The sequence below is a fragment of the Leclercia sp. 119287 genome (genome assembly GCF_009734485.1).
Taxonomy (GTDB): Bacteria; Pseudomonadota; Gammaproteobacteria; order Enterobacterales; family Enterobacteriaceae; genus Enterobacter; species Enterobacter adecarboxylatus_C.
In genome coordinates this window covers 4270153-4285150 of the sequence record NZ_CP046445.1, presented here as the reverse complement: position 1 = coordinate 4285150, position 14998 = coordinate 4270153, and the positions used below count along the sequence as shown (strand labels likewise).

At 55.2% G+C, this 14998-nt stretch carries 12 protein-coding genes; 10 read left to right on the top strand and 2 right to left on the bottom strand.

The window, feature by feature from the left end:
- Positions 1-4: 4 nt before the first annotated feature.
- The 10 genes from nusA (at position 5) to mtr (ending at position 12944) form a co-directional block, all read left to right on the top strand.
- Complete coding sequence (nusA, locus tag GNG27_RS20535) at positions 5-1492, top strand: transcription termination factor NusA (RefSeq protein WP_142487236.1); 1488 nt, start codon at positions 5-7, stop codon at positions 1490-1492.
- Positions 1493-1516: 24 nt separating this feature from the next.
- Positions 1517-4207 (top strand): translation initiation factor IF-2, encoded by a 2691-nt coding sequence (gene infB / locus GNG27_RS20530; protein ID WP_142487235.1) that lies wholly within the window; start codon positions 1517-1519, stop codon positions 4205-4207.
- A 104-nt stretch (positions 4208-4311) separates the two neighbouring features.
- The gene (gene rbfA, locus GNG27_RS20525) at positions 4312-4713 is read left to right on the top strand and encodes a 30S ribosome-binding factor RbfA (protein ID WP_039031654.1); all 402 of its coding nucleotides are present in this window, start codon (positions 4312-4314) and stop codon (positions 4711-4713) included.
- On the top strand, positions 4713-5657 hold the full coding sequence (gene truB, locus GNG27_RS20520) for a tRNA pseudouridine(55) synthase TruB (protein WP_156264717.1): 945 nt from the start codon (positions 4713-4715) through the stop codon (positions 5655-5657). The genes rbfA and truB overlap by 1 nt, the downstream gene beginning before the upstream one ends.
- A gap of 152 nt (positions 5658-5809) precedes the next feature.
- Positions 5810-6079, top strand: a complete 270-nt coding sequence (rpsO, locus tag GNG27_RS20515) for a 30S ribosomal protein S15 (protein WP_032614416.1) — start codon at positions 5810-5812, stop codon at positions 6077-6079.
- Between the two features lie 241 nt (positions 6080-6320).
- On the top strand, positions 6321-8453 hold the full coding sequence (gene pnp / locus GNG27_RS20510; protein ID WP_156264716.1) for a polyribonucleotide nucleotidyltransferase: 2133 nt from the start codon (positions 6321-6323) through the stop codon (positions 8451-8453).
- 110 nt (positions 8454-8563) lie between these two features.
- Positions 8564-9448, top strand: coding sequence for a lipoprotein NlpI (nlpI, locus tag GNG27_RS20505; protein ID WP_142487232.1), 885 nt, complete (start codon positions 8564-8566; stop codon positions 9446-9448).
- Between the two features lie 110 nt (positions 9449-9558).
- Positions 9559-9639 (top strand): protein YrbN, encoded by an 81-nt coding sequence (gene yrbN, locus GNG27_RS23920; protein WP_138370335.1) that lies wholly within the window; start codon positions 9559-9561, stop codon positions 9637-9639.
- The gene (locus tag GNG27_RS20495) at positions 9632-11557 is read left to right on the top strand and encodes a DEAD/DEAH family ATP-dependent RNA helicase (protein WP_142487231.1); all 1926 of its coding nucleotides are present in this window, start codon (positions 9632-9634) and stop codon (positions 11555-11557) included. Before yrbN ends, GNG27_RS20495 begins: the two co-directional genes overlap by 8 nt.
- Before the next feature lie 142 nt (positions 11558-11699).
- On the top strand, positions 11700-12944 hold the full coding sequence (gene mtr, locus GNG27_RS20490) for a tryptophan permease (protein WP_142487230.1): 1245 nt from the start codon (positions 11700-11702) through the stop codon (positions 12942-12944).
- Positions 12945-13028: 84 nt separating this feature from the next.
- Here the strand turns inward: mtr and GNG27_RS20485 are convergent, their stop codons facing one another.
- Both GNG27_RS20485 and GNG27_RS20480 read right to left on the bottom strand, forming a co-directional pair.
- Positions 13029-14036, bottom strand: a complete 1008-nt coding sequence (locus GNG27_RS20485) for a luciferase-like monooxygenase (RefSeq protein WP_142487229.1) — start codon at positions 14034-14036, stop codon at positions 13029-13031.
- A gap of 78 nt (positions 14037-14114) precedes the next feature.
- Positions 14115-14993: a U32 family peptidase gene (locus GNG27_RS20480; RefSeq protein WP_156264715.1), complete on the bottom strand. Its 879-nt coding sequence runs from the start codon at positions 14991-14993 to the stop codon at positions 14115-14117.
- Positions 14994-14998 lie beyond the last annotated feature (5 nt).

Genomic DNA, 14998 nt, shown 5'->3' with positions numbered 1-14998 from the left:
CGCGATGAACAAAGAAATTTTGGCTGTTGTTGAAGCCGTTTCCAACGAAAAATCACTGCCGCGCGAGAAGATTTTCGAAGCGCTGGAAAGTGCACTGGCTACGGCAACCAAGAAAAAATACGAACAAGAGATCGATGTCCGCGTTGAAATCGATCGCAAAAGCGGCGACTTCGATACCTTCCGTCGTTGGGTTATCGTTGAAGAAGTCACCCAGCCAACGAAAGAGATCACCCTGGAAGCGGCACGTTTCGAAGACGAAAGCCTGAACCTCGACGATTACGTTGAAGATCAGATCGAATCCGTAACCTTCGACCGTATCACCACCCAGACTGCTAAACAGGTTATCGTTCAGAAAGTACGTGAAGCTGAGCGCGCCATGGTCGTTGACCAGTTCCGCGAGCACGAAGGCGAGATCATTACCGGCGTGGTGAAAAAAGTTAACCGCGACAACATCTCCCTGGATCTGGGTAGCAACGCCGAAGCAGTTATTCTGCGTGAAGATATGCTGCCGCGCGAAAACTTCCGCCCGGGTGACCGCATTCGTGGCGTACTGTACTCCGTGCGTCCAGAAGCACGTGGCGCACAGCTGTTCGTAACCCGTTCTAAACCTGAAATGCTGATCGAACTGTTCCGCATTGAAGTGCCAGAAATTGGCGAAGAAGTGATTGAGATTAAAGCCGCTGCCCGCGATCCGGGTTCCCGTGCGAAAATCGCGGTGAAAACCAACGATAAGCGTATCGATCCGGTAGGCGCTTGCGTCGGTATGCGTGGCGCGCGCGTTCAGGCTGTTTCGACTGAACTCGGCGGCGAGCGTATTGATATCGTTCTGTGGGACGACAACCCGGCGCAGTTCGTGATTAACGCGATGGCACCGGCTGATGTAGCGTCTATCGTAGTAGACGAAGACAAGCACACCATGGATATCGCCGTTGAAGCAGGTAACCTGGCGCAGGCTATCGGCCGTAACGGTCAGAACGTCCGTCTGGCTTCACAGCTGAGCGGTTGGGAACTCAACGTAATGACCGTTGACGACCTGCAGGCTAAGCATCAGGCAGAAGCCCATGCAGCCATTGATACCTTCACTAAGTACCTGGACATTGACGAAGACTTCGCCACCGTTCTGGTTGAAGAAGGTTTCTCAACGCTGGAAGAGTTGGCCTATGTGCCAATGAAAGAACTGCTGGAAATTGACGGTCTGGATGAAGCAACCGTTGAAGCCCTGCGTGACCGCGCTAAAAACGCACTGACCACCCTGGCACTGGCTCAGGAAGAAAGCCTTGGTGATAACAAGCCGGCTGATGACCTGCTGAATCTGGAAGGTCTTGATCGTGCGATTGCGTTCAAGCTGGCTGCCCGTGGTGTTTGTACGCTGGAAGATCTCGCTGAACAAGGCGTTGATGACCTGGCTGATATCGAAGGTTTAACCGACGAGAAAGCCGGCGAGCTCATCATGGCCGCACGTAATATTTGCTGGTTCGGCGACGAAGCGTAATAAACTGTAGCAGGAAGGAACAGCATGACTGATGTAACTGTAAAAACGCTGGCTGCTGAGATTCAGACTTCCGTGGACCGCCTGGTACAGCAATTTGCTGATGCAGGGATCCCGAAGTCCGCTGATGACTCAGTGACCGCGCAAGAGAAACAAACCTTATTATCGCACCTGAACCGTGAACACGGTTCAGCGCCTGATAAACTGACGTTACAGCGTAAAACGCGCAGTACGTTAAATGTTCCAGGTACCGGTGGAAAAAGCAAATCGGTACAAATCGAAGTCCGCAAGACGCGCACCTTTGTAAAACGTGATCCGCAAGAGGCAGAACGCCTTGCCGCGGAAGAGCAGGCACAGCGTGAAGCGGAAGAACAAGCTCAGCGTGAGGCAGAAGCAACTGCCAAACGTGAGGCAGAATTAAAAGCTGAACGTGAGGCCGCAGAAAAAGCGAAGCGCGATGCCAGTGATAAAGCGAAGCGTGACGCGGCGGAAAAAGACAAAGTGAGCAATCAACAGACTGACGAAATGACCAAAACAGCCCAGACGGAAAAAGCCCGTCGTGAAAATGAAGCTGCTGAACTGAAGCGTAAAGCGGAAGAAGAAGCTCGCCGTAAGCTGGAAGAAGACGCACGTCGTGTTGCTGAAGAAGCGCGCCGTATGGCAGAAGAAAACGAGAAGAATGGTGTTAATCCTGTTGAGCAGACAGAAGACACCAGTGATTACCACGTAACCACTTCTCAGCACGCGCGCCAGGCAGAAGACGAAAACGACCGTGAGGTTGAAGGTGGCCGTGGCCGTACCCGCACCGCATCGAAAACTGCCCGTCCTCAGAAGAAAGGCAACAAGCACGCTGAATCCAAAGCCGATCGCGAAGAAGCGCGTGCAGCGGGTCGCGGCGGTAAAGGCGGCAAGCGTAAAGGTTCCGCGCTGCAGCAAGGCTTCCAGAAGCCAGCTCAGGCCGTTAACCGTGACGTAATCATTGGCGAAACCATCACCGTTGGCGATCTGGCTAACAAGATGGCCGTTAAAGGCTCTCAGGTCATCAAAGCGATGATGAAGTTGGGCGCTATGGCGACCATCAACCAGGTTATCGACCAGGAAACCGCACAGCTGGTTGCCGAAGAGATGGGCCACAAAGTTATCCTGCGTCGTGAAAACGAGCTGGAAGAAGCGGTAATGAGCGACCGTGACACTGGCGCAGCCGCTGAGCCGCGTGCACCGGTTGTGACCATCATGGGTCACGTTGACCACGGTAAAACCTCTCTGCTGGACTACATTCGTTCCACGAAAGTGGCCTCCGGCGAAGCAGGCGGCATTACCCAGCACATCGGTGCCTACCACGTAGAAACCGACAACGGGATGATCACCTTCCTGGATACCCCGGGCCACGCCGCGTTTACCTCTATGCGTGCTCGTGGTGCGCAGGCAACGGATATCGTTGTTCTGGTGGTAGCAGCAGACGATGGCGTGATGCCGCAGACAATCGAAGCTATTCAGCACGCGAAAGCGGCGCAGGTGCCTCTGGTTGTTGCAGTGAACAAAATCGATAAGCCAGAAGCGGACATGGATCGCGTTAAAAACGAACTGTCCCAGTACGGCGTTATGCCGGAAGAGTGGGGCGGCGAGTCTCAGTTCATCCCGGTTTCTGCAAAAGTGGGTACCGGTATTGATGACCTGCTGAACGCTATCCTGCTGCAGGCTGAAGTTCTGGAGCTGAAAGCGGTTCGCAATGGTATGGCAAGCGGCGCGGTGATCGAGTCCTTCCTGGACAAAGGTCGTGGCCCGGTTGCTACCGTTCTGGTACGTGAAGGTACCCTGAACAAAGGCGACATCGTGCTGTGTGGCTTCGAATATGGCCGTGTTCGTGCAATGCGCGACGAACTGGGTCGTGAAGTTCTGGAAGCAGGTCCGTCCATTCCTGTGGAAATCCTGGGCCTGTCCGGTGTTCCGGCTGCCGGTGATGAAGTGACCGTTGTCCGTGACGAGAAGAAAGCGCGTGAAGTTGCGCTGTACCGTCAGGGCAAATTCCGTGAAGTCAAACTGGCTCGCCAGCAGAAATCTAAACTCGAGAACATGTTTGCCAACATGACCGAAGGCGAAGTTCACGAAGTGAACGTCGTTCTGAAGGCGGACGTGCAGGGTTCTGTGGAAGCGATCTCCGACTCTTTACTGAAACTGTCTACCGACGAAGTGAAAGTGAAGATCATCGGTTCTGGCGTAGGTGGTATCACCGAAACCGACGCAACCCTGGCTGCAGCGTCCAACGCAATTCTGGTTGGCTTCAACGTCCGTGCCGATGCTTCGGCGCGTCGCGTGATCGAATCGGAAAGCCTGGATCTGCGTTACTACTCCGTCATCTATCACCTGATCGACGAAGTGAAAGCGGCGATGAGCGGCATGCTGTCTCCGGAACTGAAACAGCAGATCATCGGTCTGGCTGAAGTACGTGACGTGTTCAAATCACCGAAATTCGGTGCGATCGCGGGCTGTATGGTTACCGAAGGTAACATCAAGCGTCACAACCCAATCCGCGTCCTGCGTGACAACGTGGTTATCTATGAAGGCGAGCTGGAATCCCTGCGCCGCTTCAAAGATGACGTTAACGAAGTCCGTAACGGCATGGAATGTGGTATCGGCGTGAAGAACTACAACGACGTTCGCGTTGGCGATATGATCGAAGTGTTCGAGATCATCGAGATCCAACGCAGCATCGACTAATCCCCTGCGGATAAGTTCACATGTAAGCCGGGATCGCCTCGCGCCACCCGGCAAGAATTAATAAAAAGGGGCTAAGAGCCCCTTTTTTGTCTGGAGAATTTATTATGGCGAAAGAATTTGGTCGCCCACAGCGCGTTGCCCAGGAGATGCAAAAAGAGATCGCAATCATCCTGCAGCGCGAAATTAAAGACCCACGCCTGGGCATGATGACGACAGTGTCCGGTGTTGAAGTGTCCCGCGATCTGGCCTATGCCAAAGTGTTCGTGACCTTCCTGAACGATCAGGATGAAGCCGCGGTTAAGCTGGGCATCAAAGCCCTGCAGGATGCCTCCGGTTTTATCCGCTCTCTGCTGGGCAAAGCCATGCGCCTGCGTATCGTGCCGGAACTGACCTTCTTCTACGACAACTCACTGGTTGAAGGGATGCGCATGTCCAACCTGGTCACCAGCGTGGTCAAGCAGGATGATGAGCGTCGTGTGAACCCGGACGATAAAAAGGAGGACTGATGAGTCGTCCTCGTCGTCGCGGTCGCGACGTGCACGGCGTGCTGCTGCTGGATAAGCACCAGGGTGCTTCCAGTAACGACGTGCTGCAAAAAGTAAAACGTCTCTACAATGCTAACCGTGCCGGTCATACCGGTGCGCTGGATCCGCTGGCGACCGGCATGCTGCCGGTTTGCCTGGGTGAAGCGACGAAGTTTTCCCAGTATCTGCTGGATTCTGACAAACGCTACCGGGTTATCGCGAAGTTGGGCCAGCGCACGGATACTTCCGATGCGGATGGTCAGGTCGTAGAAGAGCGTCCGGTAACGTTCAGCGCTGAACAGCTTGAAGCTGCACTGGAGAGTTTCCGCGGCGACACCGAGCAGGTGCCGTCGATGTATTCAGCACTGAAATATCAGGGCAAAAAACTCTACGAGTATGCGCGCCAGGGTATCGAGGTGCCGCGTGAAGCCCGCCCGATTACGGTGTACGAGCTGCTGTTCATTCGCCACGAAGGTGATGAGCTGGAGCTGGAAGTTCACTGCTCAAAAGGCACTTACATCCGTACTATCATTGACGATCTGGGCGAGAAGCTGGGCTGTGGCGCACACGTGATCTATCTGCGTCGTCTGGCGGTCAGTAAGTATCCGGCGGAACGGATGGTGACGCTGGAGCAGCTGCAGGCGCTGGTTGAGCAGGCACAGGTGCAGGGTATCGATGCAGCCGATCTGCTGGACCCACTGCTGATGCCGATGGACAGTCCAGCTTCGGACTATCCGGTGGTCAATTTGCCGTTAACCTCGTCTGTTTACTTTAAAAATGGTAATCCGGTGCGCACCACTGACGTCCCTCATCAGGGGCTGGTACGCGTTACCGAAGGCGATGACAACACCTTTATCGGCATGGGTGAAATCGACGACGAAGGTCGTGTTGCACCGCGCCGTCTGGTGGTCGAATATCCGGCATAAGCTGACGCCTTACCTTGCGATAAGCAGGGGAGGCGGGTAGAATATTGCCGCTTAACGTCTGGTGAATTGTTTAACAATTGGCAAGCGTTATACATGGGATAGCTGAATTAGAGATCGGCATCCTTTCATTCTTTATACTTTGGAGTTTTAAAATGTCTCTAAGCGTTGAAGCTAAAGCTAAAATCGTTTCTGAGTTTGGTCGTGATGCTAACGACAGCGGTTCTACTGAAGTTCAGGTTGCACTGCTGACTGCACAGATTAACCACCTGCAGGGTCACTTTGCAGAGCACAAAAAAGATCACCACAGCCGTCGTGGTCTGCTGCGCATGGTTTCTCAGCGTCGTAAACTGCTCGACTACCTGAAACGTAAAGATGTTGCACGCTACACCGCGCTGATCGAGCGTCTGGGCCTGCGTCGCTAAGTCTTGCGAGTTTCAGAAAAGGGGGCCTTATGGCCCCTTTTTTCAACCAGACCGCAGCAATTCACTGGAAACTAATGTATTGTTGCTATAAATGATCTTCATTGCAGAGGTTCGCGCGGCTAATGAGAGGCTTCACCCATGGGGGTGTCGGTTGTCATTAGTCGCGAGGATGCGAAGAAGGTCCGGTTAAACGTCAGCACGCCTCTGGTGTGCTGTCATTCATTTAAGAAAGGACAGAATCTTGCTGAATCCGATCGTTCGTAAATTCCAGTACGGTCAGCACACCGTCACGCTGGAAACCGGCATGATGGCGCGTCAGGCTACTGCTGCCGTTATGGTAAGCATGGATGACACCGCGGTATTCGTAACCGTGGTTGGCCAGAAAAAAGCAAAACCAGGTCAGGACTTCTTCCCTCTGACCGTTAACTACCAGGAGCGTACCTACGCTGCCGGTAAAATCCCGGGTGGCTTCTTCCGTCGTGAAGGCCGTCCAAGCGAAGGCGAAACCCTGATTGCGCGTCTGATTGACCGCCCGGTTCGCCCGCTGTTCCCGGAAGGCTTCGTTAACGAAGTTCAGGTTATCGCGACCGTTGTTTCCGTTAACCCACAGGTTAACCCGGACATCGTGGCGATGATCGGCGCATCTGCAGCCCTGTCCCTGTCTGGTATTCCATTCAACGGTCCAATTGGTTCTGCTCGCGTGGGTTACATCAACGACCAGTACGTTCTGAACCCGACTCAGGACGAGCTGAAAGAGAGCAAGCTGGACCTGGTTGTTGCGGGTACAGAAGCGGCGGTACTGATGGTTGAATCCGAAGCAGAACTGCTGAGCGAAGACCAGATGCTGGGCGCGGTGGTCTTTGGCCACGAGCAGCAGCAGATCGTTATCCAGAACATCAACGATCTGGTGAAAGAAGCCGGTAAACCACGTTGGGACTGGCAGCCAGAAGCGGTTAACGAAGCGCTGAACGCGCGCGTTGCTGCCCAGGCTGAATCACGTCTGAGCGATGCTTACCGCATCACCGACAAACAAGAGCGTTATGCTCAGGTTGACGTCATCAAATCTGAAACCATCGCTACGCTGGTTGCAGAAGATGAGTCCCTGGACGCGAACGAGCTGAGCGAAATTCTGCACGCTATCGAGAAAAACGTTGTTCGTAGCCGCGTTCTGGCTGGCGAGCCGCGTATCGATGGCCGTGAAAAAGACATGATCCGTGGTCTGGATGTGCGTACTGGCGTTCTGCCACGTACTCACGGTTCCGCACTGTTCACCCGTGGTGAAACTCAGGCGCTGGTTACTGCGACCCTGGGGACTGCCCGTGACGCACAGAACATCGACGAACTGATGGGCGAGCGCACTGACAGCTTCCTGTTCCACTACAACTTCCCTCCGTACTCCGTTGGTGAGACCGGTATGGTAGGTTCGCCGAAGCGTCGTGAAATTGGTCACGGTCGTCTGGCGAAGCGCGGTGTTCTGGCTGTTATGCCAGATGCTGATAAATTCCCGTACACCGTTCGCGTGGTTTCTGAAATCACCGAATCTAACGGTTCTTCTTCCATGGCTTCCGTGTGTGGTGCTTCTCTGGCGCTGATGGACGCGGGTGTTCCGGTGAAAGCTGCCGTTGCGGGTATCGCGATGGGTCTGGTGAAAGAAGGCGACAACTACGTTGTTCTGTCTGACATCCTGGGCGACGAAGATCACCTGGGTGATATGGACTTCAAAGTTGCGGGTTCCCGCGAAGGTATCTCTGCCCTGCAGATGGATATCAAAATTGAAGGCATCACCAAAGAGATCATGCATGCTGCGCTGAACCAGGCGAAAGGTGCACGTCTGCACATCCTGAGCGTGATGGAACAGGCGATTAACGCGCCACGTGGCGACATTTCTCAGTTCGCACCACGTATCCACACCATCAAGATCAGCCCGGACAAGATTAAAGACGTTATCGGTAAAGGCGGTTCTGTGATCCGTGCTCTGACCGAAGAGACCGGCACCACCATCGAAATCGAAGATGACGGTACTGTGAAGATCGCAGCGACCGACGGCGAGAAAGCGAAATTTGCTATCCGTCGTATCGAAGAGATCACCGCAGAGATCGAAGTGGGCCGTATCTACAGCGGTAAAGTGACCCGTATCGTTGACTTTGGCGCATTCATTGCCATCGGTGGCGGTAAAGAAGGTCTGGTTCACATCTCTCAGATCGCTGACAAGCGCGTTGAGAAAGTGACCGATTACCTGCAGATGGGTCAGGAAGTTCCGGTTAAAGTTCTGGAAGTTGACCGTCAGGGCCGTATCCGTCTGAGCATTAAAGAAGCGACTGAGCAGTCATCTGCCGCTGCACCGGAAGCTCCGGCAGCAGAACAGGGCGAGTAAGGTTGCTGTTTGCCCTCCGCGCAAGCGGGGGGCTTGTTATCAGGCAGGACGCCTTGTTGAGCCGCCGGGGGACAGGACGTTCATCCAATAGTTGTCTTCGGGAGTGGGAAATGAAGCCTTTTCTGCGCTGGTGTTTCGTTGCGACAGCTTTGACGCTGGCAGGATGCAGCAACTCTGCCTGGCGTAAAAGTGAAGTCCTCGCAGTGCCACTGCAACCGACTTTGCAGCAGGAAGTGATTCTGGCACGCATGGAACAAATTCTTGCCAGTCGGGCTTTAACCGATGACGAACGCGCACAGCTTTTATATGAGCGCGGAGTGTTGTATGATAGTCTCGGTCTGAGGGCACTGGCGCGAAATGATTTTTCACAAGCGTTGGCGATCCGACCGGATATGCCGGAAGTATTCAACTACTTAGGCATTTATTTAACGCAGGCAGGCAATTTTGATGCTGCCTATGAAGCGTTTGATTCTGTACTTGAGCTTGATCCAACTTACAACTACGCGCACTTGAATCGCGGGATCGCCCTGTATTACGGCGGTCGTGACAAGTTAGCGCAAGATGATCTGCTGGCGTTTTATCAAGACGATCCTAACGACCCTTTCCGTAGCCTGTGGCTTTACCTTGTTGAGCAGAAGCTCGATGCGAAGCAGGCCAAAGACGCGTTAAACCAACGCTTCGAAAAATCGGACAAGGCACAGTGGGGATGGAATATTGTCGAGTTCTACCTGGGCAACATCAGTGAAGCAACGCTGATGGAAAGGCTCAAGGCAGACGCAACGGATAACACCTCGCTCGCTGAGCATCTCAGTGAAACCAACTTCTATTTAGGTAAGTACTACCTAAGTCTGGGGGATATGGACAGCGCCACGGCACTGTTCAAATTAGCGGTTGCTAACAACGTACACAACTATGTTGAGCACCGTTATGCATTGTTGGAATTATCGCTCTTGGGCCAGGAGCATGACGACCTGGCAGAATCGGACCAGCAATAGCTGACGACATAAACATCAGCCCGTAATCATTTTTTTGATTGCCATCATCTTAACGGGTGAGGGCGTTGTTGTTCGTCAATACACCTACTTTGAGCCGGTTCACACTTTCAATGAAAATTACCGAAAATTTTCACGATGAGTTATGTAGACTGGCCGCCATTGACATTGAGGCACTCGTACTACATGGCTGAATTCGAAACCACTTTTGCAGATCTGGGCCTGAAGGCTCCTATCCTTGAATCCCTTAACGATCTGGGTTACGAAAAACCATCTCCGATCCAGGCAGAATGTATCCCACATCTGCTCTCTGGTCGTGACGTGCTGGGCATGGCCCAGACTGGTAGCGGTAAAACTGCAGCGTTCTCGCTGCCGCTGCTGAACAACATCGATCCGGACCTGCGTGCACCGCAGATCCTCGTACTCGCTCCGACCCGTGAACTGGCTGTTCAGGTTGCGGAAGCGATGACTGAATTCTCTAAACATATGCGCGGCGTAAACGTGGTTGCCCTGTACGGCGGCCAGCGTTATGACGTGCAGTTACGCGCCCTGCGTCAGGGCCCACAGATTGTCGTCGGTACGCCGGGTCGTCTGCTGGATCACCTGAAACGCGGTACGCTGGATCTCTCTAAACTGAGCGGTCTGGTGCTGGATGAAGCTGACGAAATGCTCCGCATGGGCTTCATCGAAGACGTAGAAACCATTATGGCGCAGATCCCGGAAGGTCATCAGACCGCTCTGTTCTCTGCAACCATGCCGGAAGCGATCCGTCGTATTACCCGTCGCTTCATGAAGGATCCGCAGGAAGTGCGTATCCAGTCCAGCGTAACCACTCGCCCGGACATCAGCCAGAGCTACTGGTCTGTATACGGCATGCGTAAAAATGAAGCGCTGGTTCGTTTCCTGGAAGCAGAAGATTTTGATGCGGCGATCATCTTCGTTCGTACCAAAAATGCGACCCTGGAAGTGGCTGAAGCCCTAGAGCGTAGCGGCTATAACAGCGCCGCGCTGAACGGCGACATGAACCAGGCCCTGCGTGAGCAGACTCTGGAGCGTCTGAAAGACGGTCGTCTGGATATCCTGATTGCAACCGACGTGGCAGCACGTGGTCTGGACGTTGAGCGTATCAGCCTGGTTGTTAACTATGACATCCCGATGGACTCCGAGTCTTACGTTCACCGTATCGGCCGTACCGGTCGTGCAGGTCGTGCGGGCCGTGCGCTGCTGTTCGTTGAGAACCGCGAGCGTCGTCTGCTGCGTAACATCGAACGCACCATGAAGCTGACCATTCCAGAAGCTGACCTGCCTAACGCAGATCTGCTGGGCAAACGCCGCCTGGAAAAATTCGCCGCGAAAGTACAGCAGCAGCTGGAAAGCAGCGATCTGGATCAGTACCGTGCGCTGCTGGCGCAGATCCAGCCAACCGCTGAAGGCGAAGAGCTGGATATGGAAACGCTGGCTGCCGCTCTGCTGAAGATGGCTCAGGGTGAACGTTCCCTGATCGTGCCACCAGATGCACCGATGCGTCCTAAGCGTGAATTCCGTGACCGTGACGATCGTTTCGAACGTCGTGGCGACCGTAATGACCGCAACGATCGTGGCCCACGTGGCGACCGTCCAGAGCGTGGTGGTGAAGACCGTCCACGTCGCGAACGTCGTGATGCTGGCGAAATGGAACTGTACCGCATTGAAGTGGGCCGTGATGACGGTGTTGAAGTTCGTCACATCGTTGGCGCGATCGCTAACGAAGGCGACATCAGCAGCCGTTACATCGGTAACATCAAGCTGTTTGGTACCCACTCCACCATCGAGCTGCCAAAAGGTATGCCGGGCGAGGTTCTGCAGCACTTTACCCGTACCCGCATCCTGAACAAGCCGATGAACATGCAGCTGCTGGGTGATGCTCAGCCGCGTCCGGACCGTGGTCCGCGTCGTGAGGGCGATCGTCCTGCTGGCCGTGGTTTCGGTGGCGGTGAGCGTCGTGAAGGCGGCCGTGGTCCTCGTCGTGAAGGCGCTGCACCAGGTGCAGGTCGTTTCAGCGGTGAGCGTCGCGAAAGCCGCGGCCCACGTCGTGAAGATGGCGGTGCTCCAGCCCGTCGTCGTGACGCGTAAGCCTTACGCTTCAGTCGTAAAGTAAAATATACAGCCCCGATATTGTTATCGGGGCTTTTTTTATTCCCTTTGTACTATTGTACTGGTACAGTGCAGCACATTAAGATGCAGGTCCCAAATTATTGACTGGAGAATAGGCTGTATGGCGACACTAACCACCACCCAAACGTCACCCTCACTGCTCGGCGGTGTGGTGATCATCGGCGGTACCATCATTGGCGCAGGGATGTTCTCCCTGCCGGTGGTGATGTCCGGGGCGTGGTTCTTCTGGTCGCTGGCAGCGCTGGTCTTCACCTGGTTCTGTATGCTGCATTCAGGCCTGATGATCCTTGAAGCAAACCTCAACTATCGTATTGGATCGAGCTTCGACACCATCACCCGCGACCTGCTCGGCAAACGCTGGAACATCGTCAACGGCATCTCCATTGCCTTTGTGCTCTATATCCTGACCTACGCCTATATCTCGGCGAGCGGCTCGATTCTGCATCACACCCTCTCGGAGATGTCGCTGGACGTTCCGGCGCGGCTGGCGGGGCTGTGCTTTGCGCTGGGCGTGGCGTTTATTGTCTGGATGAGCACCAGGGCGGTCAGCCGGATGACGGCCATTGTGCTGGGTGCGAAGGTCATCACCTTTTTCCTGACCTTCGGCAGCCTGCTGGGGCACGTCACGCCTGCCACCCTGTTTAACGTGGCGGAGAGCAACACCTCGTACTCGCCGTATCTGCTGATGACTCTGCCGTTCTGTCTGGCGTCGTTTGGCTATCACGGCAACGTGCCGAGCCTGATGAAGTATTACGGCAAAGATCCGCGCACCATCACACGCTGCCTGGTCTACGGTACGCTGCTGGCGCTGGGTCTGTATGCGATCTGGCTGCTGGGGACGATGGGTAACATCCCACGTCCGGAGTTCATCGGTATTGCGGAGAAGGGCGGTAATATTGATGTGCTGGTGCAGGCGTTGAGCGGGGTGCTGAACAGCCGCAGTCTGGATCTGCTGCTGGTGATCTTCTCCAACTTTGCCGTGGCCAGCTCTTTCCTCGGCGTGACCCTGGGCCTGTTTGACTATCTGGCCGATCTGTGTGGCTTTGATGATTCTGCCCTGGGCCGTCTGAAAACCGCGCTGCTGACCTTCCTGCCTCCGGCGATCGGTGGCCTGCTGTGGCCGAACGGTTTCCTTTACGCCATCGGCTATGCAGGGCTGGCGGCAACCATCTGGGCGGCAATTGTGCCAGCGCTGCTGGCACGCAAATCACGTAAACGCTTTGGCAGCCCAAAATTCCGCGTCTGGGGCGGCAAGCCGATGATTGCGCTGATTCTGGTGTTTGGGATTGGTAACGCGCTGGTGCATGTGCTGTCGAGCTTTAATCTGCTGCCGGTGTATCAGTAAGTTTTGTGCCGGATGGCGGCTACGCCTTATCCGGCCTACGCGATCCCGTAGGCCCGGTAAGCGAAGCGCCACCGGGCAAAAAGGCTACCCCACCAACTCTTCTTTCACCTGCATCGCCAGATCGAACGAATGCAACCGCGCCTGGTGATCGAAAATCTGCCCGTTCACCATGATCTCGTCGGCCTGGGTTTCACGCAGCACCGCCTCCAGCCCGTGGCGCACTTTTGCTTTATCTCCCACCAGCGACATGCTCAGTGCCTGCTGCACGCCATACTGCTCTGAGGCGGACCACAGCTGATGCATATTCTCCACCGGCGGCGGCAGCTGTCCCGTTTCGCCGCGGCGCAGCTTCATAAATGCCTGCTGCATGGAGGTAAACAGGAATTCCGCATCGCGGTTGCTGTCGGCGGCAATGATGTTGATACAGACCATCGCGTACGGTTTTTCCAGCCGCGCAGAAGGTTTGAAGTTCGTGCGATAGAGATGCAGCGCCTGATGCAGCATATCCGGTGCAAAGTGCGACGCGAAGGCAAACGGCAGTCCCAGTTGGGCGGCCAGCTGGGCGCTGTACAGACTTGAGCCCAGCAGCCAGACCGGGATCTGCTCGCCGTAGCCCGGCACCGGACGTACCTGCGGGTTCGGATCCTGAGCGTCAAACCAGTCCACCAGCTCCGCCACATCGCGCGGGAAGTTATCAATATCACCACTCATATGACGGCGCAGCGCGCGCATGGTCGGCTGATCGCTGCCCGGCGCACGGCCCAGCCCAAGATCGATGCGGCCAGGGTAGAGCGTATTCAGAGTGCCAAACTGCTCGGCAATCACCAGCGGGGAGTGGTTCGGCAACATCACGCCGCCCGAGCCTAAATGCAGGGTGGTGGTATTGGCCGCCAGATAGCCGAGCAGCACCGAGGTGGCTGCGCTGGCGATCCCGACCATATTGTGATGCTCCGCCAGCCAGTAGCGATGATAGCCGCGCTGTTCAGCCAGGCGGGCGAGATCCAGAGAGTGGGTAAAGGCTTCTCTTGCCGAGGAGCCTTCAGGGATCGGCGCCAGGTCCAGCACCGAAAACGGAATGGATTTATCAGTCATAACAGCTCACTTTGTCGACGGTGAATCTTCAATATTGCATTAAAGTTTACCCATCATTGTTAACAAAGTGAGCCTTTTTTAGGCCTGCAGCTCCAGCCCGGCAAGGCGTCGCCAGTAGCCGTTGCATTCGCTGTTCGCGGTAAGCGGCAGCGGGGCAGCGCCATTCTCGTTGGCGCGGAAGGCGTTAATCATTGCGAACACGCTGTTGTCCAGCGGCGACAGACGCACCATATCCACCAGCCCCTGCATTGAGGCCAGCTCGTTACCGAGGTTGTAAACGTAACCGCTCATGGTCTGAATGCCGTTCAGGACAAACACCTGCTGATTCTCCTGCGACAGCATGCTGCGCCCGTTCGGGTATTTGATGCAGCAGGTTTCGCACTCGTCTTTCGGCAGGTTCTCGGAGCGCGCGGTAAAGCAGCGGGCGGAGTATGCCAGCGGCAGATGGCCGTAGCTCAGCACCTCCACCTCAAACTGGTTACGGATCCCCAGCTCGTCGCACTGGGCCAGTATGTTGACCAGCCAGTCACGGGAAAGCTCCACCGGCATACACCAGCGCGTCATGCCTTGTTTAAGCAGCAGACGCAGGGTAACGGCGTTATAGCAGTTCAGGGCATGCCCGGCGACAAAGGGCAGTTTGCGCTCGGCGCACAGGTTCACCACGCCCAGATCGCTGGCTTCCAGCAGAAACTCGCCGTTATCGACGTAGCGTTTTAGCTCGTTCAGTTCCGACGAAGCCTGCACCAGCGCCAGGGTGGAAAGCACCACCTGCTTGCCGCTGTCGGCCAGGCTTTTCGCCATATCCAGCCAGTCGCCCACTTTGGTGGCGCGACGCTTACTGCATACTGTCTCACCCAGATAGATCACATCGGCCTGGCTGGTTGCCGCCTGCTGGTAGAAATCCTCCAGCGTCTCTTTTGACCAGTAGTAGAGCACCGGCCCTAATGAATATTTCATGCGTT

What these genes read in the sequence shown, in the direction of transcription:
- yrbN (WP_138370335.1), top strand. Translation starts at nt 9,559, where the DNA reads ATGAAAATTACCGAAAATTTTCACGATGAGTTATGTAGACTGGCCGCC.
- infB (WP_142487235.1), top strand. Translation starts at nt 1,517, where the DNA reads ATGACTGATGTAACTGTAAAAACGCTGGCTGCTGAGATTCAGACTTCC.
- truB (WP_156264717.1), top strand. Translation starts at nt 4,713, where the DNA reads ATGAGTCGTCCTCGTCGTCGCGGTCGCGACGTGCACGGCGTGCTGCTG.
- rbfA (WP_039031654.1), top strand. Translation starts at nt 4,312, where the DNA reads ATGGCGAAAGAATTTGGTCGCCCACAGCGCGTTGCCCAGGAGATGCAA.
- nusA (WP_142487236.1), top strand. Translation starts at nt 5, where the DNA reads ATGAACAAAGAAATTTTGGCTGTTGTTGAAGCCGTTTCCAACGAAAAA.
- GNG27_RS20485 (WP_142487229.1), bottom strand. Translation starts at nt 14,036, where the DNA reads ATGACTGATAAATCCATTCCGTTTTCGGTGCTGGACCTGGCGCCGATC.
- nlpI (WP_142487232.1), top strand. Translation starts at nt 8,564, where the DNA reads ATGAAGCCTTTTCTGCGCTGGTGTTTCGTTGCGACAGCTTTGACGCTG.
- rpsO (WP_032614416.1), top strand. Translation starts at nt 5,810, where the DNA reads ATGTCTCTAAGCGTTGAAGCTAAAGCTAAAATCGTTTCTGAGTTTGGT.
- GNG27_RS20480 (WP_156264715.1), bottom strand. Translation starts at nt 14,993, where the DNA reads ATGAAATATTCATTAGGGCCGGTGCTCTACTACTGGTCAAAAGAGACG.
- mtr (WP_142487230.1), top strand. Translation starts at nt 11,700, where the DNA reads ATGGCGACACTAACCACCACCCAAACGTCACCCTCACTGCTCGGCGGT.
- GNG27_RS20495 (WP_142487231.1), top strand. Translation starts at nt 9,632, where the DNA reads ATGGCTGAATTCGAAACCACTTTTGCAGATCTGGGCCTGAAGGCTCCT.